Here is a 464-nt window from a genome sequence, read left to right on the forward strand (position 1 = left end):
TTACCCATCCTGCCATTCGCAGCCGTGCCAAAGAATTACTAGCAACTGCCCAGTCGCCCTATGTAATTTTGGTAGCACCCTTACTGTTAGAAGCCTCTGAAGCAGGGCTGGCCAATCTGTGTGAGCGAGTCTTGGTGGTTGATAGTCATGAATCCTTGCAGATTGAGCGCGCCAGTCAACGCGATGGTCAAACACCTGAACGTATTCAAAATATCATGGCAAATCAACTGTCGCGTCATGACAGGCTCAGGCAAGCTGATGACATTGTCGACAACAATGGTAGCTTAGACGATTTGTATTTAAAACTTGAACAGTTGCACCAAAAATATTTGGCAATGGCAGGGGTTAATTAGCTTTAACGATAAAAAGCCGTCTGATTAAGACGGCTGTTAAGATTGCGACAAGTTAAATTATGATTTTACCGATGAGCGTTGACGAATCGCGGTTAGCGTATCATCAACTAG

1 protein-coding gene is annotated in these 464 nt (G+C 44.6%); it reads left to right on the top strand.

All coding sequences use genetic code 11. From position 1 onward, the window contains the following. A partial coding sequence (gene coaE, locus J1781_RS00400; RefSeq protein ID WP_217233020.1) for a dephospho-CoA kinase occupies positions 1-353 on the top strand: 353 nt, incomplete at its 5' end. Between the last annotated feature and the right edge of the window lie 111 nt (positions 354-464).

The sequence above is a fragment of the Rahnella perminowiae genome (assembly GCF_019049695.1).
Taxonomy (GTDB): domain Bacteria; phylum Pseudomonadota; class Gammaproteobacteria; order Enterobacterales; family Enterobacteriaceae; genus Rahnella; species Rahnella perminowiae.